34 protein-coding genes are annotated in these 25,033 nt (G+C 29.7%); 32 read left to right on the top strand and 2 right to left on the bottom strand.

Annotation, left to right across the window (positions count from 1 at the left end):
• Positions 1-124: 124 nt before the first annotated feature.
• On the bottom strand, positions 125-256 hold the full coding sequence (locus ACJDUG_RS09145) for a hypothetical protein (protein WP_406769578.1): 132 nt from the start codon (positions 254-256) through the stop codon (positions 125-127).
• Positions 257-575: 319 nt separating this feature from the next.
• Between ACJDUG_RS09145 and ACJDUG_RS09140 the strand changes: the two genes are divergently transcribed.
• The 6 genes from ACJDUG_RS09140 (at position 576) to ACJDUG_RS09115 (ending at position 5,414) form a co-directional block, all read left to right on the top strand.
• A complete protein-coding gene (locus tag ACJDUG_RS09140; protein WP_406769614.1) occupies positions 576-791 on the top strand; it encodes a DUF4177 domain-containing protein in 216 nt (71 codons plus the stop codon).
• A 141-nt stretch (positions 792-932) separates the two neighbouring features.
• Positions 933-1,844: a hypothetical protein gene (locus tag ACJDUG_RS09135; protein WP_406769577.1), complete on the top strand. Its 912-nt coding sequence runs from the start codon at positions 933-935 to the stop codon at positions 1,842-1,844.
• Between the two features lie 362 nt (positions 1,845-2,206).
• The gene (locus ACJDUG_RS09130) at positions 2,207-2,590 is read left to right on the top strand and encodes a hypothetical protein (protein ID WP_406769576.1); all 384 of its coding nucleotides are present in this window, start codon (positions 2,207-2,209) and stop codon (positions 2,588-2,590) included.
• 91 nt (positions 2,591-2,681) lie between these two features.
• Positions 2,682-3,218: a hypothetical protein gene (locus ACJDUG_RS09125; RefSeq protein ID WP_406769575.1), complete on the top strand. Its 537-nt coding sequence runs from the start codon at positions 2,682-2,684 to the stop codon at positions 3,216-3,218.
• A 472-nt stretch (positions 3,219-3,690) separates the two neighbouring features.
• On the top strand, positions 3,691-4,494 hold the full coding sequence (locus ACJDUG_RS09120) for a DUF4046 domain-containing protein (protein ID WP_406769574.1): 804 nt from the start codon (positions 3,691-3,693) through the stop codon (positions 4,492-4,494).
• Positions 4,495-4,496: 2 nt separating this feature from the next.
• Positions 4,497-5,414, top strand: coding sequence for a serine hydrolase domain-containing protein (locus tag ACJDUG_RS09115; protein ID WP_406769573.1), 918 nt, complete (start codon positions 4,497-4,499; stop codon positions 5,412-5,414).
• 139 nt (positions 5,415-5,553) lie between these two features.
• Here the strand turns inward: ACJDUG_RS09115 and ACJDUG_RS09110 are convergent, their stop codons facing one another.
• Positions 5,554-6,273 (bottom strand): hypothetical protein, encoded by a 720-nt coding sequence (locus ACJDUG_RS09110; protein WP_406769572.1) that lies wholly within the window; start codon positions 6,271-6,273, stop codon positions 5,554-5,556.
• A gap of 234 nt (positions 6,274-6,507) precedes the next feature.
• Between ACJDUG_RS09110 and ACJDUG_RS09105 the strand changes: the two genes are divergently transcribed.
• The 26 genes from ACJDUG_RS09105 (at position 6,508) to ACJDUG_RS08980 (ending at position 24,997) form a co-directional block, all read left to right on the top strand.
• Positions 6,508-7,320 (top strand): hypothetical protein, encoded by an 813-nt coding sequence (locus tag ACJDUG_RS09105; protein ID WP_406769571.1) that lies wholly within the window; start codon positions 6,508-6,510, stop codon positions 7,318-7,320.
• Positions 7,321-7,408: 88 nt separating this feature from the next.
• A complete protein-coding gene (locus tag ACJDUG_RS09100) occupies positions 7,409-8,023 on the top strand; it encodes a class I SAM-dependent methyltransferase (RefSeq protein ID WP_406769570.1) in 615 nt (204 codons plus the stop codon).
• Positions 8,024-8,126: 103 nt separating this feature from the next.
• On the top strand, positions 8,127-8,873 hold the full coding sequence (locus ACJDUG_RS09095; protein ID WP_406769569.1) for a FlxA-like family protein: 747 nt from the start codon (positions 8,127-8,129) through the stop codon (positions 8,871-8,873).
• A gap of 183 nt (positions 8,874-9,056) precedes the next feature.
• The gene (locus tag ACJDUG_RS09090; protein WP_406769568.1) at positions 9,057-9,596 is read left to right on the top strand and encodes a GNAT family N-acetyltransferase; all 540 of its coding nucleotides are present in this window, start codon (positions 9,057-9,059) and stop codon (positions 9,594-9,596) included.
• Positions 9,535-9,906 (top strand): GNAT family N-acetyltransferase, encoded by a 372-nt coding sequence (locus ACJDUG_RS09085; RefSeq protein WP_406769567.1) that lies wholly within the window; start codon positions 9,535-9,537, stop codon positions 9,904-9,906. Before ACJDUG_RS09090 ends, ACJDUG_RS09085 begins: the two co-directional genes overlap by 62 nt.
• A gap of 62 nt (positions 9,907-9,968) precedes the next feature.
• Entirely contained in the window at positions 9,969-10,553 is a 585-nt protein-coding gene (locus tag ACJDUG_RS09080) for an MBL fold metallo-hydrolase (protein ID WP_406769566.1), read from the top strand.
• Between the two features lie 113 nt (positions 10,554-10,666).
• Positions 10,667-11,278 carry a LysE/ArgO family amino acid transporter gene (locus tag ACJDUG_RS09075; RefSeq protein ID WP_406769565.1) on the top strand — a complete coding sequence of 204 codons (612 nt, stop codon included), beginning with the start codon at positions 10,667-10,669 and terminating at the stop codon, positions 11,276-11,278.
• Positions 11,279-11,381: 103 nt separating this feature from the next.
• The gene (locus tag ACJDUG_RS09070) at positions 11,382-11,900 is read left to right on the top strand and encodes a hypothetical protein (RefSeq protein WP_406769564.1); all 519 of its coding nucleotides are present in this window, start codon (positions 11,382-11,384) and stop codon (positions 11,898-11,900) included.
• Between the two features lie 44 nt (positions 11,901-11,944).
• Positions 11,945-12,352, top strand: a complete 408-nt coding sequence (locus ACJDUG_RS09065) for a DUF3997 domain-containing protein (RefSeq protein ID WP_406769563.1) — start codon at positions 11,945-11,947, stop codon at positions 12,350-12,352.
• Positions 12,353-12,383: 31 nt separating this feature from the next.
• Positions 12,384-12,617, top strand: a complete 234-nt coding sequence (locus tag ACJDUG_RS09060) for a hypothetical protein (protein WP_406769562.1) — start codon at positions 12,384-12,386, stop codon at positions 12,615-12,617.
• A 30-nt stretch (positions 12,618-12,647) separates the two neighbouring features.
• The gene (locus ACJDUG_RS09055; protein ID WP_406769561.1) at positions 12,648-13,037 is read left to right on the top strand and encodes a hypothetical protein; all 390 of its coding nucleotides are present in this window, start codon (positions 12,648-12,650) and stop codon (positions 13,035-13,037) included.
• A 380-nt stretch (positions 13,038-13,417) separates the two neighbouring features.
• Entirely contained in the window at positions 13,418-14,722 is a 1,305-nt protein-coding gene (locus tag ACJDUG_RS09050; RefSeq protein ID WP_406769560.1) for a CitMHS family transporter, read from the top strand.
• Positions 14,723-15,220: 498 nt separating this feature from the next.
• Positions 15,221-15,388, top strand: coding sequence for a hypothetical protein (locus tag ACJDUG_RS09045; protein ID WP_406769559.1), 168 nt, complete (start codon positions 15,221-15,223; stop codon positions 15,386-15,388).
• Between the two features lie 146 nt (positions 15,389-15,534).
• Positions 15,535-16,242, top strand: coding sequence for a B3/B4 domain-containing protein (locus ACJDUG_RS09040; RefSeq protein ID WP_406769558.1), 708 nt, complete (start codon positions 15,535-15,537; stop codon positions 16,240-16,242).
• 278 nt (positions 16,243-16,520) lie between these two features.
• Positions 16,521-17,087 carry a methyltransferase family protein gene (locus tag ACJDUG_RS09035; protein ID WP_406769557.1) on the top strand — a complete coding sequence of 189 codons (567 nt, stop codon included), beginning with the start codon at positions 16,521-16,523 and terminating at the stop codon, positions 17,085-17,087.
• 214 nt (positions 17,088-17,301) lie between these two features.
• On the top strand, positions 17,302-18,090 hold the full coding sequence (locus ACJDUG_RS09030; protein ID WP_406769556.1) for an ABC transporter ATP-binding protein: 789 nt from the start codon (positions 17,302-17,304) through the stop codon (positions 18,088-18,090).
• A gap of 107 nt (positions 18,091-18,197) precedes the next feature.
• Complete coding sequence (locus ACJDUG_RS09025) at positions 18,198-19,859, top strand: hypothetical protein (protein WP_406769555.1); 1,662 nt, start codon at positions 18,198-18,200, stop codon at positions 19,857-19,859.
• 20 nt (positions 19,860-19,879) lie between these two features.
• Positions 19,880-20,389 (top strand): hypothetical protein, encoded by a 510-nt coding sequence (locus ACJDUG_RS09020; RefSeq protein ID WP_406769554.1) that lies wholly within the window; start codon positions 19,880-19,882, stop codon positions 20,387-20,389.
• 122 nt (positions 20,390-20,511) lie between these two features.
• On the top strand, positions 20,512-20,736 hold the full coding sequence (locus tag ACJDUG_RS09015; RefSeq protein WP_406769553.1) for a hypothetical protein: 225 nt from the start codon (positions 20,512-20,514) through the stop codon (positions 20,734-20,736).
• Positions 20,737-20,793: 57 nt separating this feature from the next.
• Positions 20,794-20,940 (top strand): hypothetical protein, encoded by a 147-nt coding sequence (locus ACJDUG_RS09010; protein ID WP_406769552.1) that lies wholly within the window; start codon positions 20,794-20,796, stop codon positions 20,938-20,940.
• Between the two features lie 232 nt (positions 20,941-21,172).
• The gene (locus ACJDUG_RS09005) at positions 21,173-21,541 is read left to right on the top strand and encodes a YkvA family protein (RefSeq protein WP_406769551.1); all 369 of its coding nucleotides are present in this window, start codon (positions 21,173-21,175) and stop codon (positions 21,539-21,541) included.
• 106 nt (positions 21,542-21,647) lie between these two features.
• Complete coding sequence (locus ACJDUG_RS09000; protein WP_406769550.1) at positions 21,648-22,016, top strand: hypothetical protein; 369 nt, start codon at positions 21,648-21,650, stop codon at positions 22,014-22,016.
• A gap of 56 nt (positions 22,017-22,072) precedes the next feature.
• Positions 22,073-23,002 (top strand): hypothetical protein, encoded by a 930-nt coding sequence (locus tag ACJDUG_RS08995; protein ID WP_406769549.1) that lies wholly within the window; start codon positions 22,073-22,075, stop codon positions 23,000-23,002.
• Positions 23,003-23,160: 158 nt separating this feature from the next.
• Positions 23,161-23,883: a 4Fe-4S binding protein gene (locus ACJDUG_RS08990; protein ID WP_406769548.1), complete on the top strand. Its 723-nt coding sequence runs from the start codon at positions 23,161-23,163 to the stop codon at positions 23,881-23,883.
• Between the two features lie 12 nt (positions 23,884-23,895).
• Entirely contained in the window at positions 23,896-24,441 is a 546-nt protein-coding gene (locus tag ACJDUG_RS08985) for a PadR family transcriptional regulator (RefSeq protein WP_406769547.1), read from the top strand.
• An 85-nt stretch (positions 24,442-24,526) separates the two neighbouring features.
• Positions 24,527-24,997, top strand: coding sequence for a hypothetical protein (locus ACJDUG_RS08980; protein WP_406769546.1), 471 nt, complete (start codon positions 24,527-24,529; stop codon positions 24,995-24,997).
• The last annotated feature ends 36 nt before the right edge of the window (positions 24,998-25,033 follow it).

Below are 25,033 nucleotides of genomic sequence, written 5' to 3'. Positions count from 1 at the left end.
CAAGTAATTTGGTAATACTATATTATGTACTAAAGCAAACTTCACTAAAAAAACGAAGGGGAATTTAATATGCATGACTAAGGATTTAAATGATATAAAAAGGTAACCTTGTTAGGTTGCCTTTTTATTTTCTATCATAGAGCCCATCGCCTCTTATTGTTTTAGCGTCCTGTTCTATTTCTTGGCTGCTTTTATATTCGTATATATCAACAGTAGCTTCATTAGCATCCACTCTTGAAAGATTTCCATTAAGCACACCATTTCCATCCTTTTTAGAAGTAGTTATTTTACAAGAACTTATAAAAGTCTTAAATATATTATTTGAGTAAATGAAATTTGAAATAAAGATTAATAAAATTGCTAGAATTAAAATAATAATCAATAAATTTTCTTAAAAAAGTTAAGTAGAAATATGAGAAAAATGCGACATAACTATTGAAATTGATATTACGAATAATGATCTTTGAAAATTTAATAATGCGGTGAAAAAATAGTATGAGGATTTCCTATAATCTGTAAAGCACATGGTATTAATTACTGTTAAATGATATAATTGGAAGCGATTAAGATAACAAATTATAGAAGAGGGGGAATTAATTATATATGAAAATAAAATTGTAAGAATAAATTTAAAACAGCGAATGTTGGAGATGAAACCTGAACAAAATTATGAAGATGTTATAAATAAGTATACTCAAGAGGGATGGAGATTCATACAAGTATTTGCCCCACCCATATTTGGTAGTGGTGCTGCTACTTTTTATGATCTGATTTTTGAAAGAGAAATATAAATCAAGTTTGTTTACAATCTTCTTCTAAGATTCATCAATGGTTATTAAGTGATAAATAAAGAATAGTAATTTATGCCGTATTAACACTTTTTAGAATTGTATGAAATATAATAATAAAAGACAATGAAAGAGGAATTGAAAATGGGAAAAGTAATAGGAATTTGCCTTACATTTATCATTATGTTAACAGGGTGTTTCAATGCAATAAAGGGTGTTGATGATACAGCTAAACAGGCTATTGATACCTCAATCGAAAATGCTTCATCAAGCAAAAATCAACAATCTCAATCAGAAAATATATCCCAAAATACTACAGATATAAATATTAATAAAAATACTACCTTACTTGAAAGAATAGATACTACTAAAAGCCAGTTTGAAAAGGGCTATTATGATTATCAAGGCACAATAAATAATAATATCTCAATACAAATGAGTATTTATCCAATAAAAGATGAGATTGTTGGCACATATTTTTATGAGAAACAAAGAAAGGAAATTAAGTTGCAAGGAAAAGCAGGAGAAAAGAGTATTATACTATATGAATATGATGAAACAGGTAAGAATACTGGTATATTTCAAGGAAAAATGAATTCTGTTTATAAAATCGTAGGAACATGGATAAGTGCTGATGGTAAAAGTCTTTATCCATTAACATTATCACTGAAAAGTATTATTATAGGAGCTGAATATGGGAAAAGATACGGATTAGCAATTAAAAACACAAGTGACCAAGATGTAGAAAACTTTGTTAATAAAATTCAAAGTTATGTAGCAAATGATAATAAGGAAAAGTTAGCTGAACAAATACTATATCCTATCACTGTAAAAATTAATGGTAAAGCTACTAAAATACAAAATAAGGATGACGTTGTTAATAAATATGATGAAATTCTATATACCAATTATAAAAATGTAATTATTAATACCTCTACAAAGTATTTATTTACCAATTATCAGGGGGTAATGCTTGGTAATGGAGAAATGTGGATAAATGAGGTTACACCTACTGGCAATAATTCTAAATTAATGATTACTGCTATAAATAATTGAAGTTGTGAAATTTCAATTTAAAGTTTGAGTGTTTTCAAGCGTATGTATATTATACAATATATACGTTTTTGTAAAATTAACGTAGCTATTTAAATATATAAATATTCAAATATTTGCTGGTTCTATGTGGATTCAGCGTGGATTCTATAAACTGACTTAGACGGAATCTTCTTATCTTGTGTCTCAAGAGTTCAATATTACAAGTTTATGAGGGGGGAGAATTTTTGAAAAGAAAATCTATAATTAAATTTTTGACCTGTGTTTTTGTGGTCATTTCATTATTTTTTAATTATCGCTAACTACAATTATTGCAAAAAAGTAACAGTATCAAAGCACGAGAAAAATCTATTTTAAGCACCTACTTGAGTAATAGCATCTCCAACGCTGATAAAATTGATTTTGCAAAAATTTCTACAGGAGATAAGGACACTATCTTAGCATTGATGAATATGTATGAAGGTATAAGTAATTCAAACATTGCTTTATTGACTGCTTCTGGGGGGCAAATTGAAATAATAGACCAAATGTATACAAGCCTATATACCAGAGCATTAAAGGATATACTTGATAAATCTGTAAGGGGTGAATTGAAACCAGAAGATATAAATAATTTTAAATTATTAAATGAAAATATAAAATTAATCTACAACTATATAAGTGAAAATGATAATTTAAGTAGCAAAGATTTCAAATCAAAGGTTCTTCCTTATTTAAAACAAATTAATTTATCATCAAATGCAAAGTGAATAGTAATCTGACATATGAACAATTTACGCAATTTTTATATGTTGCGTCATAACAGTAAGAAAGGACGCACTAATTATAGGAGGTATATATTTGAAAAGAATAATCTATTTGATAATTTCAGCCCTTTTATTAATCTCAATCCTTACATCTTGTTCTGCTATAAACGACACCAAAGGCACTCCTGAAACCTCAGTTAAATCTCAATCTGGAATCATAGATGGAACAGTAACATACCCACTACATATTACAGCCCGTGAAAATACTCTTGATAGTACTGTTGTTATACCAGCTATTAATTTAATTATAATTGATTCTGATGGTAAAATCGTAGGCACAACAAAAACAGATGAAGATGGTGTTGCAGATATTACAGTGACAGTACCAATAGATAAAAGATATAACAGTCCAATTGGAACAGTAACAGTAATTGGCTTTAATAATGAAAAATTTAAAAGAACAGTAATGTTGGAAACCCCAGTTGCAGGTGGTGGAATAACAAACCAAAACATAATTATGATTCCCAAAACAGGTTACCGTGATGAAGAGGTTAATGTATGCTATGGTAATATCTTTCATATGTTTTCAATGGACATGGTAAACAAATATATACCGTGGAATGGCCAATGATTTTCTTAATAGTTGTAACCAATGGCTAAGAAGAAAATGACATTAAGACACAATCTTCTTCTTTAACGTCACAACAATAAAAAACGAATAATTATTTTGAACACTGCATTATTTATGATTGAATTTTGCGGTGTTTTTACGTCGCAATACAAATATATTTTTGATTAAAACTTTGTTTCAAATGGTGGGACTTTTTTACCAAAGGTTTAACTTTACTTCAAATCAAAATCTGAATTATGTAGAGAATATTTATAAAAATATCCTGTAGGGAGGGCTTATAACTCAATTCAGCAGGGTATTTTTTATAGCCTTCGACACCACAATTTAATATCATTAAATCGTATAAAATATAAAAGGAACCAAATAATGTTATTTTTTGCAGCTTAGAAATTAGTAATATATACAAATTATTTTAATACTGAATATTTATATTAAGGCATGTCTATAATTCTAGCAAATGGAGGTTTTAAATTTGTCTAATAATCTCTATAATTTAAGTAATGAAGAAATATATGAGCTTTTACTAAGCGGAAGAATTTCAAGCTTTCCATCTGGATTTTGGGCTAATAGAACTGAAACCGAAGCTAAGGATACTGCCATAGAGCTGCTTTATTATTTGATTAATGTGAAAATGAAATTAAATAAGGAAGAAGTAGAAGCGATAGTTTGTAAAACATTTTTAACAAAAAATAAATTGCATACAGCAAGCAAATTTTTTGGAAGAAGTGCTATTAAGTATATTATTAATTCATTTCCGGAGACAGACTACAAACCATGGAAGTTTAGAAAAGATAAAGTGCCGCAAAGTTATTGGACAAATGAGGAAAATAGAATTAATGCAGTGCGTTATTTAATTGATAGAGATTTTAAATGGAGCATTGAAGATGTAAAGGAAAAGTTAAGCTGGGACCTCTTAGAGAAAAATGGCTTGATGACTTTACACAGTTATTATACAAACTTGTTTGAATTAATTATAAGTACATACCCAAACAAAAAAATATTGCCTTGGGAGATAAAAAATAGTGAAGTTCCAAATGGAACTTGGTCTTCTAAAAGAAATAGAATTAAAGCTGTTAAGTGGCTAGTTAAAAAAAGTAATTTGAAAATAGATAGAATTAATAGAAACACCTTTGGCAAGTATGGCTTAAGTAGGTTACTTGCAGAATACTATGGAGATAACCCAAAACGAGCAATTAAGGAAGCTTATGGAAACTCTGTCCTTATAGGTAGACATAAATGTGAAAATATGCTTATATATCATCAAGGAGTGAGTTAAAAATGAAAGAATCTATGTTAAATCAATTTCGCTTAACTGTACTTGAAAAAGGCTACGGAGTATATGGTATAAACGTATATCAAGAAGGTAAAGGAGAAATCTCCTACCAATGGCGGTCTGATGATAAGGTTTGTCTTTACTCAGGTTCCAAAACCTTTACTTCCTTAGCTATTGGAATATGTCAGGATGAAGGTTTGCTAAAACTATCAGATACTGTGTTGAGCTTCTTTCCGGAATATAAAGCTATAGCATCTGAGTATTCAGATAACATAAGAATAAGAGACCTATTACATATGTCCTCAGGAAAAAAGGTGTTTTATTTTTCAGGTGAGGTAGAAGAAATGAGGACTAATGATTGGGCTAAGTTATTTTTTTTAGACCCTATGAAATGTGAAGCTGGAGCTGAATTTTTTTATTCAAATGCATGTACCTATATGCTTTCCCGTATAGTTGAAAAAGTATCAGGAATTTCCTTAAGAGATTTTCTTATACCGCACCTTTTTACTCCACTAGGTATTTTTAATCCGCAATGGCATACCTGCCCTGGTGGTCATACTCTAGGTGCCAATGAGCTTTATTTGACTAATAAAGAATTTTCAAAACTAGGCTTGGTATTCTTAAATGGCGGTGTATATGAGGGTAAGCGGATTGTAAGTGAAGCATATATTAAAGCTGCTACAACTGATATTATAAGTAATGCAGCTGCCGGTCATGATCCTGGAGAAGGGACTAAAGGCTATGGATATCAGCTGTGGCTGTGTTCTTATAAAGGAGCCTACCGTGCAGATGGAATGTATGGACAATTCTGCATAGTATTCCCCGACAAGAAAGCTGTAGTCACTGTTACTTCCCACGAAGAAAATAATGCAAATGATATTCTGCGTGCAATTTATAAAGATATAATCCCTTATCTTGAGTAGTTGATATTAAAAATCCACAACAGAAATGTTGTGGATTTTCGTTGTTTATATTAGATACCTCAGCAGGTACCATACCTGATGAGAGCGTCTTTTTTGGGGACATATGAAATCACGCAAATTATAGCAGTCACATCCTTAATTAATCTATTATCACCATTGATGTGTGCTGCTTTGCTGTATTTTTAACCTTAATTATGTTATTTATGAAGTCTTCATTAGATTCCTTAATGTTTACTATATCTTTTCCATATCTTGAAAAAGGTATTATATTATTAGTACTGTCAATTTCAAATACGCCTTGTGCAATTCCTAAAGGCACGTAAATAGATTCACCTGATGCTAAATGATCTTTTTTTCCAAATATAATATATTCCTTACCAGCTTCAATTAATGGAAACTCACCCATTGTAGACTTTATTTTTTTTGCCTTTTTTTCGTTAACTGTCAATTTTTCTAAAGAATTAATTTCGAAACTCTTTTCCACTTGTTTGTTTGCCTTTAAAAAATCTTCCACTGAAACAATACCTCCAGCAGATGCAAGTTCCATTATTTGCCCATTTAATTTAGTATCCTTTAAGGAATTAGTAACTTGTAGTTTAAATTTTGTTAATACATTATTACCTACAACTATTGAGTTTGTTTCCAAAACCTTTCCCTCAACAATGATTTCAGCATCAGCTATCAATGTATCTATATTTTTATAAACCAGGCTCAAATCTAGTGATGAATTCATTGTATAATCATAACCATAACCAATATTTGATACGTTTGATTGCTGAGCACTCTCACTGGTAGATACACATCCTGATATAGTAATAACTAAAGTTAATATGATTAACATTGAAATAATCTTTTTCATAAAATCACTCCTTATTTTCTTTTAGCCCAAAACTATGCCCCGCTTATATTTTTATCTACGGATTATAATCAAAAGAGTTATAATAAATGGTATAAATTACAATCTATTTATTTTTGAAGGAACCATTTTTATAGAATAATGTAAATTTAAGGGCTATAATAAATTTATAGGTTAATGATATTCTTTAATTATTCATATTAAAAGATATTTAATAAAGATAGTGGGGGTGAATAATTGATAAATTTAAGAGAGATTAGAATTTCTTTATTATACTTTTTTTATTTTGTGCTGATGATATCGGTTTTATTGTTTGTAAGAAAACACCACTTGCTTACTGGCAGCATAAGAAACATAGGTGCTGGAGATATCATACTTGTCATTATCGTTACTTTTATCCTATTTGCAATAATTCCATGTTTAGCAGTTTCTATTTATCATATAGTTAAGGCAGTAAGATATAATAAGGTTTATTATAAGGAAAAACATTATGCTGAATGGTGTTATTCAAGAGATGAATGGACAGGTTTTATAAATAATAATTACAGAATAAATAATAGAATTGAAATTAAATCATTTAAGAAGGCTGCTGTATATTTTAGTATTGTTGTATTTATAGCCTATTTTCTATATTTCTTAACAAACATTAAGGATAGGAAGAATATGCCAGCTTATATATTAATTGCTGTAGCAAGTTACCTTATCTGTTTTATACCAGTAATGATTAAGAATAAGATAAGCATGATTGATCATTTATTATTTACAAACCGCAGCGTTATCTTGATGCAAGGTACTATTATAGTAAACGGAGAGATTTTTAATTTAGATATTCCGCTTAAAAAAGAAATGATGAAAAAGCAAATAAGGAATGGCAATATTGAAATTGAATATGCAGTTCCTGCTAGATATTCAGATAAATACTCTAATAGAAGGTATTTAAATGTGAAAGACGTTAAGAAACTAATAATACCAATACCTTCTGATAAATATGAAGAAGCTGCAAAATATATTAAGGTACCGCTTCCCATTACAATAGGTTATAGAAAATAACATAGCTGTACTTATTAACAGCTACAGTTCACTTCCTAATAAGATAAAACCAAATATTGCAAAGCAAATAAATCGCGGGGGTATAAAAATGGATTCATCAATGATGAAATTAAATTTAAAAAAATATTATAACCAAGAAGCTGAACTAAGGAATTTATCTGAAAAACAAGAATGGAAGAAGGATCAAAGAGCTAATTTTTACAGCTATGTAAAATCAGAAAACAAAAACTCTTTATTAGAAATAGGGGCTGGTACTGGCAATGACAGTCGTTTTTTTATGGATTGCGGCTTAAACGTTGTAGCTGTTGATTTATCAAGTGAAATGGTTAAATTGTGCAAGGGAAAAAATATACAAGCATATGAACTAGATTTTTATAATATCTCAAATTTAAATAAAAAATTTGATTGTATATGGTCTATGAATAGTCTTATGCATGTTCCTAAAAATGATTTGCCTCAAGTTTTAAATGAAATTAACTTTGTGCTTAAGGAAAAAGGACTATTCTATATGGGTGTATATGGTGGTGTGGATACTGAAAGTAATTATGTAGACGAAGTAACCGATACTCCTCGCTTTTTTTCATATTATTCCGAGAGTAAAATTAAAGAAGTATTAAGTAATGTTTTCGATATTATTGAATTCCATCAGTTTGATGTTGGGAGAAATACCGATTTCCAAGCTGTAATTATGAGGAAAAAATGATTTCTGCAACATCAAATCTTACTTCGGAATTGTTGTAAATAATTTTAATAAATATTCGATATTTATGGTAGAGAAAGCAATTCATATTTTTGGAGGTATAAAAATGAGAATAGCACCAGTCTCTACAAACTTAAAAACTAATTATTCACCACTTGCTGAAAACAATGCTATAAAATTACTTGAAAAGCAAAAGATGCAAATGCAGGAGCAGATACAAAAGGTCAGTGCAAGTAGAATGGATGACAAAATGAAACAGGAAAAAATTAAGTCGATCCAAAATCAAATAGAAAAAATTGATATGGAAATCCAGCAAATGAGAAGTGAAATGCTTAATCAAAACACAAATATAAATCAAGAAAATAATAGCAAGCAATCAGATGCTGGTACTAAAGAAGATAGCAGTAACTTAGCAGGTATGTCTCAATTAGTTCAATCAAGCTCTACATATTCCCAAGCTAAAATTATGCATAGAATTAATAACAGCCTGAATGGAAAAAGTAATGTTTTAAAGATAGAAATCGAGTTAGACGGAAGTAGAGGCGGAGACCCTAAAAGAAAGATAAAAGACCTTAATGATACTGAATCTAGAAAACAAATGCTGGATAATAAAGAGAGCGAAACGCTTCGAATTTCAAGAAAACAAGTAAAGGAAGCTTCAAGAACGGTAAGTAAAAATAAGGAAATAAATGATAAAGATAAAAATGAAGAAACAAGCGATTTTGAAAATATTTCTATAAATGATTCTGTGGGCTATCAAAACGAAATATCGGTTAATAATGAAGAGAATTATCAACAACAAGGTATAAAAGAAATAGTTAAAAACAATAAGAGAGTGGATGTTAGAGTTTAATTATTAATAAATGTTTTGTTAAGTAATAAAATATAAGAATTTTGTCAAGGCACTCTTAGAGGTGCCTTTTTTTCTTAGCAAGTTATTTGATATTTTTAAAGGATTAAGAAGATTTTTAGAGAATATTATTGCTATATAATGTGAAGTTAGAGGTAAATTATTACTAAGTAAGGAGTAAAATATATGATTATAAACAATCCATTCCCTGAAATAGAAACTAATAATCTCATACTTAGAAAAATGGATTATAAAGATATCTATGATATTTTCCTGATGCGCAAGGACCCTAGAATGAATGAGTTTACTGATGCAAAACTTGATGAAAGCCCAGAGGAAACTAAGTCCTATATTGATAAAATGAACAAAGGTATAGATGAGAATAAATGGGTTATTTGGGCTATTGAGCATAAACAATTTAAAAAAGTCATTGGCTCAATCAGTATTTGGAATATTAACCTAGAGCAAAAAAGTGCGGAACTAGGTTATGGAATTATCCCTGAATTCCAAGGCAGGGGATTTATGAAGGAAGCATTATTGAGTGCAGTAGATTATGTCTTTAAGGTTATGAATTTAGATGCTTTGGAAGCATATACAGAAGAAAATAACATAAAATCTATTATGCTTCTTAAAGGCTGTAAATTTGAAGAAGCTAATCGAATTGATGATAAAGGTTATTACAGTGATAAAGTTTATCATATGGTTGTATATAGGCTTAACAGATAAAAATAGAGTATTGGAGCGGGGCTGCCTTTCTCAATTTTGCATAAAAGAAAGTTATAGGAATATTGGAATTGGCTCAACTTTATTTAAAAAGTCTATGGAATGGTTAGATTTATTTAAAGAGATAAATGATGTATTCATTTTTGTTTCAAATGGAAATGATAATGCACTAGAATTCTATAAAGGGAAAGGCTTTAAAGCAAGTCATCAGATACTTGATGGATTTATTACAGTATTAAGAAACAGTTGTTTCAAGGTAGTTATGAGAAAGCATATTGCTAGAGTAGAAATTTCTACTCTTTTTATTTTTTAGAAGGATTAGGAAAATTTATAGAGAATATTATTGCTATAGAATTTAATAATGAGGTATGTAAGATGAATATATTGAAGCTAACTTGTAAAATGACAAATTGTTATCTGGTTGAATATAGTTCTGGCTGGATTATGATAGATACAGATTTTCCAGAGACTCTAAATCAAATGCTGCACCTTATAAAACAGTATGATATTAAAATAAGTGATATAAAATACCTAGTTGTAACACATTTTCATCCAGATCATGCTGGCTTTGCACAGAACTTAAAAAATCTTGGGGTGAAATTAATTGTTCATGAATGCCAGATTCCTTATGTGAATAAATTAAACGATTTTTTTAAGAAGAATCCTAAATTTAATTTTACAGATATTATTCTAGAAGATAATATTGTAATTTATAATGATAAAAGTAGAAGCTTTCTTAAAGTCTTGGGTATAGATGGAGAGATAATCAAAACACCTGGGCATACAGATGATAGTATAAGCCTTGTTATAGATGGCTGCTGTGTATTTACTGGTGACCTTCCTGCATTTGATTTAATAGAAGCCTACGATGATCAAACAATAAAAAACAGTTGGAAATTAATTAAAGAACAAAATATAACAGAAATATATTCCGCTCATGGTGCCTCTTATATGATATAAAGGTAAAAAAATGATTATTAATAATAATCTATTTAAAGCAACTATGAAGAAGTAATTAAAAATAAATAAATTCTTAGTAAATTTTAAATGAAACAACAGAGATGAGGGAAGAAATGTTTAAATATCTTTTGCAAGGACTTTTATTTGGACTTGCTTATGTAGCACCAATAGGAACACAAAATTTATATGTAATAAACACAGCTGCACGTGAAAGTAAATTAAAAACCTATCAAGTTGCACAAATAACTGTTTTCTTTGACATATCACTTGCTCTTTCATGCTTCTTTGGAATAGGATTGTTGATTGAGAGATTCTTATTACTTAAAGAAATCATACTTTTAATTGGTGGAATAATTATAACTTATATAGGAATTGGATTGATTCGTTCTACCTCACAAATTACTGATAATGAAAGTGTAGGTCAATCTTTAATTAAAACTATAGCTACTAGTTTTGCAGTTACTTGGCTTAATCCTCAAGCAATAATAGATGGATCTTTATTATTGGGTGGATTTCGTGCTTCACTTCCTTTTTCAATGTCAAAATACTTCATATTAGGAGTTTGTATTGCATCTTTTACGTGGTTTAATTTTTTGGCAACTTTTGTTTCTAAATTTCGAAGTAAATTTAATAATATAATTAAATGGATTAATATCTCTTGTGGAGGAATATTAATATTTTATGGGTTAAAATTAGGATACTCTTTTATTCAATTGATAAAGTAGCAAATGACATTTTTATTATTATCATAGGGATTAAAATATATTTTAATTTCATCTAAGACACGCTAATAAAAAATTGAAAAGCAATTATCGAAAGGAAGATTGAATGATGTATAACTTTAGAAGAACTCTAACGGTGGCAATTTCTGGACTTTTAATATTAGGATTAGCAGGATGCAGCGAGAAGAAAAGCATTATGGTTACTGCTGTTCCAAAGACTGTAGCTGAAACTGGTAATAATATTGATGCTGATAATAAAATAAACCTTAATAATCTTAATTTTACACTTCCTTCAAACTGGGTGAAAAGAGGAAATGAAAGTGAGATATTTTTTGATAATGAAAATAAACAAACAGTAGGGGGAATTTCAGTAGTAGGATATTATGGTGATTATGGTGCTTCACTACCTAACCACAGTGAAATATTGAGTACAGAGAATATCGATAGCAGTCTTGGAAAGGGCAAACTTTTTACTCTTGAACTAAGTAATCCTGCTGCTTCTAATAATCCTAAAACATGGAAGGAAATACATGCTATTATACCTACGAATAATGACAGAGCTTATGATATATGGGTAAATGTGAAAAAGGATACTCTTATAAACATTTTGAAAAGTTTCCAATAGAAATATTATTAATAGATATAAAATAACTTATTAGGAGGAGATGTATGCCAAAAAAATATAGTATATTAGGTTGTATAATAGCATTAACACTTACTTTTATTGGTTGTGATTTTTTTGGACCTGGAATGGCTGATTTTAACTATGACTTACCTGGTGGATATTCCATGTTTCATGCAGGTGGTGATAACTTTATAAACAAAGACAGTGTAAAGGCCATAGAGGGTAATGTAAATGGAATAGCATGGAATAACGACTTTATATTAGTAAGACAAATACAAAATAACAAAACGAACTACTGGATTGTAGATGTACAAGCACCAAAGCTATATGGCCCACTTGATGAAAAAGACTTTACTTCAAGAAGAACAGAATTAAAAGTTGATAATAGCTTAAAATTAGAAGCTCCTGAAAAATATAAAAGCTTAGAAAAAAAATTAGAAGTAAATTCTTAAAAATAAATAAATTCATAATATGGAGGAATTTATGGATAAGTATGAAAAATATAGAAAGGTTAGAGGTAGGCTTGAGACTGTAGCAGCTATAATGGCTATTCTTACTGGAAACGGAATAAGCTCTGCTTTAGGCATATATGGTAAAAAAATAATTTCAGTGAATACTTTACTAAACCTTGTTATTATATTTGTAATTGCTTTAGTATTAAACTTTTTTGCTGTGAAAATTGCTGATAGATGGTATGAGAAAAACATAGACAAGTAGATATTATAATAAGCAAGGATGGTGAAACATTTGAAAAAGTTATTAATTTATTTTTTAATAACAATTGCAATAATAATTGCAGTATTTTTTATAATAACTAGAAATGGATTACCTAAATTAAGCATTAATGATATAAAATCAGTAAATATAAGTAGGGGCCTAGTTCCCATTAAAGAACTGGATGTTGTTAATAATAGAGTAGAAATAGAAAATCTTGTCTCAATGTATAATAGATCAAAAAGAAGTTACCAAGATGGGGATACAACACCCGAAATAGATATTGTTTTTCAATTGAAAGATAATAAAGAGCTTTCTATTCAAGGAAACACTCAATCCTTTCAATATGTTTATGTAAATAACAAACATTATAAAATAACAGGAAAAGACTTAACGATTTATATAAGGAACTTATGTCAATAATACATATAAGCATAAAACTAACCATAAAATTAGCATTAATTATTTAATTAGTGCTAATTTTTTTATGAAATTTACTTTGCTATATTAATAATTTTATGCAGCTTTTCTTAGAAAAAGATTTTAAAACAGTTTTGAAACCATTTAAATATTATTAAATTCATAATTTCTAAGATTATTTTAAGAATATTTTAAAATCATTTTAATATTTAAAAAATTTATGTTGCCACTTCGTGAAATCTGCTTAAAACCAGTTGAAAACGTTATTTTATGCTAATATAATTAAAACAAACCTGAAAATGGTATTTTAAACTGATAAATTAAACGATATCATGCGCGCAATATCATTTAATTATATTAAGAAATTTAGGGGGAATAATTTTATGACGTTATTAGCTGTGTTAGGTTACTTAACAGTTATTGTGTTCATGGTATTAATAATGACTAAGAAATTAAGTCCATTCACAGCACTTATTATTGTACCAATAATATTTGCTATGATTGGTGGATTTACTGGTCAGTTGCCAGCATTTATACAAGCTGGTCTTAAAGGTGTAGCAACAACATCCTATATGTTATTCTTTGCAATTCTTTTCTTTGGTATAATGTTAACAGTAGGATTATTCGATCCTCTTGTTAATAAGGTAATAAAAATAGTAAAAGGTGACCCACTTAAAATACTTATTGGAACAGCTGTTTTAGCAGCAATTGTTTCTTTAGATGGTGATGGTGCAACTACAGATATAATCGTATGCGCAGCATTAGTTCCAATCTATAACAAGCTTAAGATTAATAAAATGTACTTAGCAGCATTAGTTATAACTATGAATACAATACTTAACCTCATTCCTTGGGGAGGTCCAACAGCCCGTGTTGCTGCAGTTACAAAAATCGATGGTGCAGTTTTAATGAAACCTTTCCTTCCAGGTATGGTTGTTGGCATAATATGGATATTGATAGTTGCTTACTACTTAGGATTAAAGGAACGTAAGCGTCTTGGAATTACTATCCTTGATGAAGCATCACATGGTGAAATGGCAGCAACATTAACAGAAGAAGAACTTGCACTTAAGAGACCAAAGCTTGTATTAGTAAATTTTATTATAACAGTTTTAGTTCTAATTGCACTTCTTTCACAAAAGGTTCCAGCTAACGTTGCTTTTGAAATAGGTACAGCTTTAGCTTTAGTAATAAACTTCAGAACATTAAAAGAGCAAAGAGCAGCTATATCACTTCAAGCTGACAGTATTATTCATACAGTAGGAATGATATTAGCAGCTGGTGTATTCATGGGTATATTAACAGAATCCAAAATGGCAGATGCTATTGGAAATCAAATCGTTGGAATGGTGCCAGCATCTATGGGGTCACACTTCCTTGGAATTACTAGTTTGTTAAGTATACCAGGTACATTCTTCTTATCAAACGATGCTTACTATTTCGGTGTACTACCTGTACTTTTAAAGGCAGGCTCAGCTTATGGCTTCAGCAATTTACAGGTTGGAATTGCTGCATTATCTGGACAAGCAGTTCACTTACTAAGCCCATTAGTAGCATCAATATACCTACTATTAAATTTGACAGATCAAGACCTTGGCGAATGGCAGAAGTTCTGCTTCCCAATTACAATGGTATTATTTGTAATATACGTAGTAACATTAACATTAACAGGTGCATTGCCTCTGTAATGGCTTATACATGACATATTATGATTACTCATGGCCTTACCTTAAACCCCTCATTTTTGAGGGGTTTTTTAATGGCATCCATATGACTTATTACTTATTATTCATTTTAAACTTTTTATTTTCAGAGGAAGGGTGATTCAAATGTCTTTAGGAGGCATTGGACTTATTATTTTGGTTTCTCTTGCGGCATATATTACATACTTTTACTTTTAAAGATATTTTATTTCGAAAAATAAATTTAAATAAGTGGATTATATTTACTTTAGGTTTAATTATAATTTTTGTTTCAAGATTTATTGGAGCAGGCTCATCAGCTATATATTCCTATATTCTCTCAGGGCTATTTGTTATAATGCTGCTCTGGTTTTTTGATTTATATAATACAGATAATAAAAAAATTTCAGATGGAAAAAAGAAAAAATAAAAATCTATAGAAATCATGGAATTATACGGTATAATAAAAATATTAATATTTTATATAAAGGGAGATTGGGGTAAATGGAAAAGTTCACATTTTATTTTGAACCAGATAATCCAATAACTAATCCAAGAGAATTTACAGATGAGTTAATCAAGTATTGTAAGAAAAACAATATAGATTATATTTTTAGCCTGGGAGATATTTTAATAGTATTTCCATTGGCTTTTTTTATAATTACTTACTAATAAGTATAGAAAATTTCTTTTACTATAATTTTTATGTATAATAGGCTTAATGCCTATTTCTAGAAGATAATATTAATTATTAAATGTAAAATTTGAAATTAAAATATTAAGATAATAATTTTTATAATAACCAAGGAGGAATAGTAATGAAGAATTTTATAGTTGAAGATTATTTTTGGAGTCTATTTCCTAATGCTAGAATAGGAGTTGTTATTTGTAATGGTATAGATAACTCCATAAAAGATGAGGAGAAGTTTAAGGAACAGATTTTAACCTCAGAGAAGGAAGCACTAAAGTACTTGCAGAACCCGGAGTTTAGCAGTAATGAAGTTATAAAAGTATGGAGAGAAGCATTCCAAAAGTTTAAAACAAAGAAGGGGGCAAGGTCCTCTATCGAAGCATTACTAAAGCGAGTGAATAATGGAAATCACTTAGGAACAATTAACCCTTTAGTTGATATTTATAACTCTATTTCCTTAAGATATGCATTACCCTGCGGTGGTGAGGATATAGATAAATTTGTTGGAGATATAATACTTACTAAGGCAGCTGGAAATGAAGGTTTTATTACATATGGAACGGATAAAAGTGAACCGCCATATGAAGGTGAAATAGTATATAAAGATAATGAAGGAGCAATCTGCAGGTGTTGGAATTGGCGTGAATCAGTAAGAACAATGCTTACTGAAAATACAAAGAATGCCTTTATGTGCATTGAATTAGTTGATGAAAAAAGAACAGCTGATTTTGAAAATGCGCTGCAAGATCTAGCAAAAGGAATACAGGAAAATTTAGGTGGAACCTGTAGGATCTCAATTCTTGATATTAACAATAAAGAAGTATCAATAGATTAATCTGAGGTGAAAATTTGATGGGTGGTTTCAAAGATATAAGAAAAAATTTGGTATAACTAATGAAAGATTCGGGGAATTTCAAATTTGCTGACAAGCATTTAATAGTGATAAAACATAAAAGTTTAAATAAATAATTTTTTATAAAGCCATATCATAAGCAAGCTGCATCGCTAGCTTTTCCATTTTCCTAAGTAAATAAAAAACTATTTATATTGATTTCTAAAAGGAAAATAATGTATGATTAAAGTTAATAGTATATGTAGAAGAAGGTGGGTGAAATGATGCAAAGATATTTTGCAGCTATTACAATAGTCTTACTTGTGATAATGGTTATATTTAGAGTTTTTATGCTGCGTAAAATGGGTATTAAGGCTATGAAATTTGGTGGTATAGACAAAAAAGATTTTATTATTATTCCATTTGTTTTGCTTTTCTTCTTTTTAATATTTTCAAATACACTTAAGTTACAATGGCTGAGTATTGATCTGCTTAGAAATGAGATTATCAGTTGGATTGGTGTAGTATTGTGTATGTTTGGACTACTATTATTTTTATATAGCTTAATTTCATTTGGAAAAAGTTTTAGAGTGGGAATAGATGAAGATAAGCCAGGTGCATTAATAACTACCGGTGCTTTTGCAATTAGCCGCAATCCAATTTATACTGCATTTGGACTGGTATTACTTGGTATATTTCTTACTTTCGCAAACTGGATATTATTGTTGTACTTAATTGCGGGGCTATGGCTATTTAATCGGCAAGTTCTTCGTGAGGAAGATTCTTTAAAAAGGATTTATGGAAAGGAATACATGGAATATTCTAAAAAGGTCCATAGGTATCTTTAATGGATAAGAATTACATGATAAAAAAGTATTGCAGGTCCCTATCTTTTAGAAGGTAGCAGGTCTGCTTTTTTATTAATAAGATTAGTAACAAAATATATAACATTGATGTTATATATGGTATAATTTACATAATACGGAATGATAAATAATACTGCAAATAATAATTAAAATGATTAAAAAGTAATATTTCGAAATACCATGGGGAGGGGTTTATGTGGAAGAACAAAATGAGGTTATAGTCCAAATCAGAGACTTATCCATGAATTTTGGTTCAAAAGAAGTACTTAAGGGAATCGATCTTGATGTTCATAGGGGAGAAATTATAGGTTATATAGGCCCAAATGGAGCAGGTAAAAGTACTACGGTAAAAATAATTCTAGGGCTTGTAACTGGATATAAGGGAACAGTTAAAGTATTGGGTGAAGATATAGCAAAATCATTAATAGATTATAAAAGAAGAATAGGCTATGTTCCTGAAATTGCTGATATATATGATAGCCTTACTGCCCAGGAATATTTGACCTTTGTAGGAGAATTGTATGGACTTGAACATATAACTGCAGACAAGAGAGCTAAAAGACTAATGTCAATATTTGATATGGAAGCGGTTTATACATCGAGAATTTCTTCTTTTTCTAAGGGTATGAAACAAAAGGTGCTCATAATAGCTAGTATGATTCATAATCCAGATATACTATTTTTAGATGAGCCTATTAATGGTATGGATGCAAACAGTGTAATTGTCTTTAAGGAGCTTCTCGGTGAACTAGCACAGCAGGGAAAGACTATCTTTTATTCATCCCATATAATGGAGGTTGTAGAAAGAATCAGCAGCAGAATAATACTTCTCAATGATGGTAAAATTGCAGCTGACGGTACCTTTGAAGAGCTTCAAAGAAGCTCAAGCGAGGGTTCTTTAGAGCAGATATTTAATCAACTGACAGGCTTTAATAAGCAAAAACAGGTAGCTGGAGAATTTATAGCAGCTCTAACGGAGGTTTAAGCCCTAAATGAGGAGGCTGAAGTCCTAAATGGACTTCAGCGGGTAATTTACGAACGGAGTGAGTGGGTTAAATTACCCCGTGTTCCGACTATAAGGAGGAATAGAAGATGATTGACTTTAAGTTGCTAAAGTTTTTGGATATTTTTAAGGGTATCTTTATAAGCTTAGGCGTTGATTATAAAGTAATGCGGCTTATTCTTCAGGTGAAACTAACAATGGATACAAGAAGGCCTACTACAATAATAAATAACAACGCTAAGCAGAAGGAATACAAGAATAACTTCAATATGAGTTTACTCATGTACGCATTTTATGGATTAATGTTTGGAATGGTTGCACTTTTGCCTATGCCAATATTTTATACAATGACCACCATATTCACTGTAATATTATTGTTTACAACTCTTATCATGATATCAGATTTTTCAGCTGTACTGCTTGATATTAGGGATAGAAGCATAATATCCTCAAGACCTGTGAGTAATAGAACCTTAAACATGGCAAAAACAATTCATATAACAGTATATATGTTAAGTATAGTTTTTGCCTTATCGCTAGTCTCTATTATTATTACAACTGTGAAATTTGGAATAGTTTTTGCGCTTATTTTTATATTTGAGCTTGCATATATGTCATTGTTCGTAGTGTTTTTTACTTCCATTCTTTATTATGTAATACTATCCATATACGATGGCGAAAAGCTTAAGGATATAATTAATTATTTTCAAATCGTTTTTACAATGCTAATTTTCATTGCACAGCAATTTTCCAGTAGAATATTTTCTTTGGCAGGCAGCAAGGTGAGTTATACACCTAGATGGTGGCATTATTTTCTACCTTCAATGTGGATGGCGTCACCACTTACAATACTTAAAGAAGGTGTAAAATATAACAGCTATATTTATCTTATGCTTTGTTTTCTTCTAATACCTTTTGTGCTTTTCCTTCTTTATGTTAAGTTAATAGCACCTTCCTTCGAACACAAGCTTCTGAAAATGAGCTCTTCTTACGGCTTAAGGAGAAAAGGAGGAATTAAGAAATGGTGGGAAGAAAAGAAAGTACAACTATTATGCCATAGTAATATCGAAAAAGCTTTTTTTAGATTTATTACTAATATGCTTTCAAGTGAGAGAAAACTTAAGCTTCAAATATATCCTTTAATGATGATGAGTATTATATTTCCTTTGATAATGCTCATATCTTTCTCCAGTATGAGTGGCTCACTTGTTGATACTATAAGTAATCTTAGGGGCAGCAAGGTTTACTTTTTTATGTACCTTTCTGCATTATTTAATGTAAGTTATGTTTCGATAATTACAAGAAGTGAGAGCTACAAAGCTGCTTGGATTTATAGAACGGCGCCTATTATTAGTCCATCAGATATATACAGGGCAGGTGTAAAGACAGTAATTGTTAAATACTCCATACCTGTTCTTTTACTGCAGTCAGTTGTCTTTATTGCCTTTTGTGGAGTCAGTATTTTACCTAACATAATTGTAATCTTAATAAATATGTTTTTAATCACATTAATATCATTAAATATCAATAAAAAAGAACTGCCTTTTAGTAAAGAAATGCTCACTGTTAGTCAGGGCCAGACAGGTAAGGGCTTCTTAACCTTGGCTATAGTCGCAGCAGTTGGACTAACTCATTTTGGCATAAGCCATTTTACTTACGGATCATTAATCTTAGGTATATTATGTTTAAGCGCCTTAATTTTATTGTGGAAGTATACTTTTGACTTTGGGTGGAGTAGAGTTGAACTGTAAAAAATTTCAGGAGGAATATAATGAAGAAAGTAGTTCTGCCCTCAATAATTTTATTAGTAATAATTTTAATTTTTGGCTTATATAATTTAACTGCAAAAACTTCTTCAAACTCTTTAAAAATTTCAAAAGATGATGAGAAAATAATTCTAGAATACCTAGATACGAAAACAAATGATATTCTTGCTCCCTTAGGAGGAAAGCTATATAGCGCTTTTACTGTTTTAGGGACAGATGATAATAAAATTTATATTTTAATGTTAAAAGAAGAATTTATAAAACATGGTAATGAAATGATTCAAAATGGCGGGGTTTCTGCACCCATGGTTCTTAACGTTCAAACTAATGATGGGAAAATAAAAATTATTGGGCATAAGTACCCTAGAGATGGAGAAGAAGGTAGCATCGATTTGAAAAGACTTTTTCCGAAAAATGTAAGAAATGTATTAAATAAAATTCGTAATGATGGCAGCTTTAATCTTCAAGATGCTATTAAAAATAGAATAAAAGGAGAGAATCTTTCTATTAGTTAAGGAAGTGAATAATATTATGGAAACTACCATTTATGAATTTAATAATAATATAAAAGTTTATTTTACAAAACAAAGAAAAAAACTCTCCGCAGTCTACAAGGAGAAAATAAAAAAGCATTAAAATGGAGCTATTAATTAACGAGAATGATATTAGATTATTAATAAATAGTCATAACAAGAGCCTAGCATTAAAAAATAAAATGCAAGAGATTAGATCCTTAATATTCATTGACGCATCAAGAGAAGCAGTAAATGAATTTATTATAAAAAATGTTAGTAAAAAGGACGGAAATCTTGTTGCAACCTTAGAAGCTGCAGTAGGATTAAGACAAATCTCAACTTTCTAATAATACATTTTACTTACTTTTATATCATTAAATTAAATGTAGGCAGGTGAAATAAGTATGCAGAAGAAGCAGCCTTATGGAATATTAAATATTGTAGTATTTATTCTTGTTTGTTGTTTTTTATATCTATATAATATAGTAGCAGTTGCTATATGCTTGTTTATTGCAGTTGGCTATCTTGCATATGAAGCATATAAAAAATAGCAAAGAGTTATTTATGAAATATGCCAACTATGTTAAAGAAAATTGATAAATATAAATAAAGAGATGTTTTGCAGCTGGTGAAGAAACGTTATAATTAAGTTAGAGATAAAGTTGCTAGAATTTAAAATATTGAACAATAGTAGTAAAATTTATTCGGTGGAGGAGTTTATTTTAAACTAATTAGAAGCTAATTCATTATTGACATAAAACACAAAACATAGGAGATTTATACATGGACTTAAGATATAGAGCTAAAAAACTAAAATCAGATATACCTGCAATTTTCATTGCTTTAAAAAAGAAAGAAACGCCTATCATTGCAAAGCTATTTGCAGGAATTACAATTGGATATGCATTATCACCTATTGATTTTATACCTGATTTTATCCCAGTTATTGGTATGATAGATGATATAATATTAGTTCCAATATTTGTTGCTTTAACAATAAAATTTATACCAGAAGAAATATTTAAGCAATGTAGAGTTGAAGCAGAGAACTTATGGAATAATGGAAAGCCTAAAAAGTGGTATTATGCAATTCCAATTATACTAATATGGGTGCTATTAGTATGTTTTATTATTAAATTAGTAATTTTATAATGTAAATTTACCTGAGATATGCGAAGGATTATTACAAATTATTAAGACACATTAGATGTTTATGTTTACCCATATTTTATGATAATTATTAAGGTGGTGGGGTATTTTGTTTACAACTATTAGCTATGTACTTAGTATATTTCTAACAACAGCCGCAATGGTACTATTAGTAAAAAAATTCATTATTGGATTCAATGATAGGTATACTGGAGCAATTATTTTACTTGTTATAACACTAGCTGTAATAAGCATATTTTGCAGCGCCATTGGTGGCTTTGGAGCAATAAAACTTGATTTGATGTTTTTGTCTTCAAACGAAATAGCATTAATAAAAAATCAAAATATTATTGCATTTGTGATTGGTTATGCAGTTCTATCATTTAATTATATAATATTAAAAATTATAGAAAGAAAGAGTAAAAAGGAAAAACCAAAAGAAGAAAAGCATTGGGATTTAGAGAAACTTAAAGGCTAAAAAGTAAATTTTGTCCAAAGTATTATGGTTAAAGCCATAAAATTAGGGGTGATTACGTGTTAAAGTTATCTAATACATCCTTTCTTAAAGTAAGTCGTTTACTAAAAATTGAAGCAAGAGCCTTAGAGAAATCTTTATATAAATATTATTTTGAAGCAGGAAGCAGTGAAAATGTTGTTGACGAATTAAAAAAATATCAAAATACAGATAGTGGATTTGGTAAAGCTTTAGAATCAGATTTTAGGCTGCCTAATTCATCGCCTATGGCCACCTCAATTGGAATAAGAATTTTAACTGAAATAGAAGAAACAAAAGAGACAAGAGACATTATAAAATCTGCTTTAAAATATTTGGAATTCGCCTTTAATAATAAAAGAAACGGATGGTATGCTCTTTCAAAAGAAGTTAATAATTATCCTCATGCCCCATGGTGGCATTATGATGATGAAAAAGGCATGACTATAATAGATAAAAACTGGGGAAATCCATCTGCTGAAATATTAGCATATCTATATAAATATAAGGAATATCTAAATAAAATAGAAATAAATTATCTAGTTGATTATGCAATTCATTATCTTGAGAATAAAAGAATCTTCGATTCTGAAAATGAGCTGTTTTGTTATATAAAATTATATGAAGTATTACCGGAGGAACTGAAAAGCAACTTAAAGAAACTAATTTCTTATGGTATTTCTGAGGTTATAGAATATGACCGTGAGAAATGGGAAGGGTATGTTCCGCTTCCCTTAGATTTTGTTCCAAGTCCTGAAAAGGAAAGCTTTGAAGTAAGAAGTGATAAAATAGATGAGAATCTTGATTATTATGTACACTTAATAGAAGGCTCTGAAGATAAACTCATAAATCCACCTTGGGGAGATAGTTTTTATCAAGGCAGCTTATCTCCAGCTTATAATGAATGGATGGGAGTTTTAACCTTAAAAATTTTGAAAATTTTAGACAACTATAATCGAATAGAAAAGTAATATTGGAAAGAGGTGTTTAAAAAAAGAATTTTTATAAACTCTTGCAATTATATTTGAGACGACTGCGTCTCTTTTATTTTTATCCCTTGAATTATTAAATGGCATGTGATAATATATCTATAAGATACATATCTAAAAGATATATTAGGGGGATAAGTATGAAGAGGCAAAATTTTAGAATGCTGCTTTTGTTAAGTGCAATGCTGCTTTTTCCAATTACCATCTATTATTTTTCACCAGCCCTTATTATTCAGGGGGCAATGGAAGGGATAGTAACTGGCAGCTTTCTTGTATTTGTAGCGATGCTTGTAGGCTCAATTTTCTTTGGAAGGCTATTTTGCGGATACTTATGTCCTGCTGGCGGCTTACAGGAATGTGCAATGCATGTTAATAACAAAAGTCCTAAACAAGGTTGGAAGAACAATATAAAGTATGTAACTTGGCTAATATGGATTATTATAATAATTGTTTGTTTTATATTTAGTAAGCAAAAATTAACTGTAGATTTTTTCAGTATGACAGATCATGGAATATCTATAGCTAATATAAGTGATTATGTTATATATTATGGAGTAGTACTACTATTCTTTGCTCCAAGTATATTATTCGGTAAGAGAATCATATGCCATTATTTCTGCTGGATGGCTCCATTTATGGTAATAGGAAGCAAAATAGGGAACCAGCTGCATATTAAAAGACTTAGGTTATATGCAGACGAAAATGCATGTGTAAACTGTCATATATGCGACAAGCATTGTCCTATGAGTCTTAAGGTAGCAGAGAAAGTTAAAATGGGAAACATGTATGACAATGAGTGTATATTATGTGGGGCGTGCATTGATAACTGCCCTAAAAGGGCAATCAATTATAAAATAGAGTAGGGTGATACGTAAATGAAAAAAACAAGGTATGTACTACTTGGATTACTTCAAGAAGAAAACTTAAGCGGATATGAGTTAAAAAAAATTATAGACATAAGAATGTCCTTCTTCTGGCAGGAAAGCTATGGACAAATATATCCTGAATTGAGTAAAATGGCGGCTGAAGGCTTAGTTGAGATTTCTAATAGGGACCCAGAAGGAGACCTAAAGCGTGAGAAAATAAGTTATAAAATAACTCCTAAGGGTGCAAATGAGTTTAAAAAGTGGATGGAGCAAGAAAATGAAAAGGATACTGTTAGGTCTGAATTTCTTTTAAAGTTATTTTTATCTACTACTAAAAATGATTCTGAAATGCGAAGACATATAATTAAATTTAAGGAACAATCCCAAGAAAAACTAAAGCTGTTTAATTTATTCAGTTCAGAATTAGAACAAATGATTGAGCTTCATAACAATCATAGACAGATTCTTTCAGTATTAGACCTCGGCAAACGCCAAGCAAAGCTATATATAGACTGGTGTGAGGAGATTTTAAAGAATTTGGAAAGAGGGGAATAGTAAGTACTGCTATTTTCTTAAATTAACCCTATAAACTTATAATATTTTTAAGATAGGTAATATTAATTTTTCAGGAGGATATTTAATGTTAGGTCATTTAGGCTTTTCCTATGTTGGCTTCATATATTTACTGATGCTTTGGATTCCTAATACCTTTTGGAGTAAGAGGAGGCCAGTAGATTATGATACTTCAAAGGAAAATAAAATTTTATTATTTTTTGAGCGTGCTGGGCAAGTATGCTGTACGTTAAGTATACTTATTTTTTCCGATTTCAATATTAGAGCCTTTTCACCATGGAGCTTGTGGCTTGTATTATCATTTTTATTGATGCTTTTATATGAGTTTTATTGGATTAGGTATTTTATAAATGAACCTACTGAAGAAAACTTTTACCGAAGCTTTTGTGGCATTCCGGTACCTGGTGCCAGCCTTCCTGTTATGGCTTTTTTACTTTTAGGAATTTACGGTAAGGTAATTTGGCTCATTATGTCAGCTATTCTTATTGGAATAGGACATATTGGGATACATCTTCAGCACTTAAAAGCAATAAGATAGGATTATCTTGAATTTCCTATGAAGTATTATGATATT

The sequence above is a fragment of the Candidatus Clostridium stratigraminis genome, from assembly GCF_045310675.1.
Taxonomy (GTDB): Bacteria; Bacillota; Clostridia; order Clostridiales; family Clostridiaceae; genus Clostridium_AT; species Clostridium_AT stratigraminis.
The sequence above is the reverse complement of the archived record's forward strand: the minus strand, read 5'-3'. Positions and strand labels throughout refer to the sequence as shown.